This is a genomic window from Acidimicrobiales bacterium (assembly GCA_035540975.1).
Classification (GTDB): Bacteria; Actinomycetota; Acidimicrobiia; order Acidimicrobiales.
Map to the genome: position 1 here is coordinate 1 of DATLFN010000052.1, position 2,781 is coordinate 2,781.

Annotated in this window: 2 protein-coding genes; both read right to left on the reverse strand. The window is 77.0% G+C overall.

The window, feature by feature from the left end; genetic code table 11:
• The coding region (locus VM242_06425) for a hypothetical protein (protein ID HVM04788.1) at nucleotides 1-902 on the reverse strand (902 nt) is incomplete at its 3' end.
• Between the two features lie 139 nt (nucleotides 903-1,041).
• A complete protein-coding gene (locus tag VM242_06430) occupies nucleotides 1,042-2,745 on the reverse strand; it encodes a peptidoglycan DD-metalloendopeptidase family protein (protein ID HVM04789.1) in 1,704 nt (567 codons plus the stop codon).
• Between the last annotated feature and the right edge of the window lie 36 nt (nucleotides 2,746-2,781).

Sequence of the window (2,781 nt, forward strand, 5' to 3'; positions counted from 1 at the left end):
GGCCGGGGCACCGGCGAGCAGCGCGACGGCGAGGGTGGCGGCGGCCCGGCGGGGCGGAACCCGCCGGCGGGCGGGTCGACGCCGACCCGCCCGGCCAGCAGCTCGAGGTCGAAGCCCTCCTTGCGGACGCGCAGGTCGAAGTACACGGCGGCGATGACGGCCGAGGTGAACGGTGTGGTGAGCACGGTGCCGACGGTGTCGGCGACGGCCTGGGCCACGGCGGCGACCAGGTCGTTGTCGCCCACCGCGACCACCACGACCAGCAGCCCGGAGACCACGCCCTGCACGATGACGCTGAGGACCAGCGAGACGAGAATGGCGCCCGCCGTCGGCCACCACCGGTCCCGCACCAGGGCGCGCGAGCGCTTGAGGGCGGCGCGCCCACGGGCGTTCTCCAGCAGCAGCACGGGGACGGCGACCGACCAGGCGACGTACAGGTAGACCCCGGGGACGATGCACAGGAGCAGGCCCAGGCCGGCGAGGAACCCGAGGAGCACGGTGAGCCACACCAGCGACCCGAGCCGGCTGGTTGCGAACGAGAGCGACGCCCGCCAGTCGGGGGGCTCGTCCAGGTAGGCGCCGCTGACCAGCTTGAAGCTCGCCCCGGTGGCCAGCTGCGACGAGATGAGCGAGACGAGCCCCAGGAGCAGCAGCCCCGCCATCAGCGACCAGAACTCGTTCGCCTCGACCGTCGGCTGGCCGCTGGCGTCGACCGGCCCGGAGAACAGGTTGGAGTCCTCGTCGGGCAGCAGCGACAGCTGGACGAAGGCGCGGAAGACGGCGACCGGGGCGACGACGACGGCCGCCGCCTTCACCAGATGGGCGAAGCGCTCCCGGTAGATCTGGATCGCCAGGTCCAGGATCTCGCCCACGGACAGCGGTCGGAGCTGGGCGGCGTCCATAGGGCGGACACAGTAACCGGCGGGGGTGAACGTCCCCCGGAAGACGGGGCGGGCGGCTGGTGGCGTCGTCGGGCTCTGGCACCGGGAATCGACATCCCGGTGTCGATTCCTGGTGCCAGAGGAGCCGGGGCACGGCCCGTCATCGCGGCGGCCGGGTGTCGTCCGTCGCCCGACCGGGCGCCGTGGTCGCCGGCTTCGCCCGGCCGCCGCCGCGGGCCTTCCACGCCAGCACCCCACTGCCCGCGTCCTCGGCCGTGCCGATGGCCTCGCCGCTCAGGGCGTCGAGCGCCACGTCGCCGAAGCTCTCGCACGTGGGCCCCATGCCGGCCAGGGCGAGTGCCATCTCCCGGTGCGCCACGTCCGATCCGGGCAGCGCGAAGTGGTCGTCCACGTCGGGGACGCTCACCACCACGTTGGTCGCGCCGGAGAGGTACGAACGCGGGGCGGCGACCACGACGTCGGCCCGGGCGGCGATCGACGTGAAGGCGACGCCCGCGGGGACGGGCCGGCGGTTGAGCTGGCGGACGAAGTCCGACGTCTCGGCCAGCTGGGCGACCGCCTCCCACGTCGGGTCGATCGGGACGACGCCGGCGCGGGCCAGGACGGACCCCGCCTCCAGCGCCCGCTGGCCGTGCTTCGACAGCCCGAGCAGGGCCACACCGGTGGCCAGGTCGGCGCCGTGGTGCGGCGAGCCGAGGGTGGTGACGCGCTCCACGCCCGGGGGCGCCCGCGACCCGAGCGCCGACCGCACCACCATGCCGCCCTGGGAGTGGGCGATGACGTCGATGGGCACGCCGGGGTCCTCGGCGTGCATGCGCTCGAGCAGCTCGCGCAGCCGCCGCCCCGACCGGTGGAGGTCGACCCCGGTGTCGGCGGCGATGTACGGATGCTCGGCGACCGTGCCGCCGCGGTACGAGAAGCGCACCCGGTCGGCGTCCGCGTAGCCGAGGCCGACCGTGTCCACGTCGTCGACGGCCGCCCGCGACGAGGTGGACCCGAGCCCGGCGACCAGGACCACCTTCCGCCTGCCCCCCGGGCGCGGGGGCGCCAGGGCGGGCGGCGTGCACGTGTCCCGTCGGGCCCACCACTCCAGCCCCATCCGGGTGATGCGCGCCGGCGCCGCCAGCATCGACATGGCGGCCGGCACCCACACGCGCAGCTCCTCGGTCGAGAAGGCGCCGGGCAGGGTGGCGGCGACGGCGTCCGCCGCGCCGGTGACCGCCTCCCCGGCGGCCCATGCCACCGCGTCGGCGCCGACGGCCACGCCCCGGCGGGCGGCGCCGAGGAGGCGGCGCAGCCCCGACCGCTCGTCGTCCTCCGACCCCATGGCCCGCTGGTCGTCGGGGACGAGGCGCACCGTCGCCCCGGCCCGGCCGGCGAGGAGGACGGCCGGGTCGAGGTAGGCGTCGCCCGCCCGGGCGCCGAAGTGCAGCGACGGCCCCGACGCGCCCACCGTGTCGCCCGCCGCCACCCGGTCGCCCCGCCGGACGGCCAGCGCGGCGAGGAAGGAGTAGCTCGTGCGCACGCCGTCGGCGTGGAGCACCACGACGTGCAGGCCCGTCCCGACGGGCCCGGCGAAGCTGACCTGCCCGGCGGCGGCCGCCCGGACGGGCGTCCCCGGTGCCGTGGCGTAGTCGAGGCCACGGTTGCCGGCGCCGTAGGGCGCAGCCGGTGGTCGGAACCCTCCGGCGACGGGCGCGTCGACCGGCGGGACGTAGGCGACCGCCTCGGGCGCCGCCGCGGCGGCCGCCGGCACCTCGGCGGCGGCGGCCGCGGCAGGGGCGGTGGCGGCGACGGCGGTGGCGGTGGCGACGGCCACGGCCAGGGCGGGGAATCGGCCCACGGGTCCTCCTCGGCGTCCTGGGGACGGGAAGGGGGA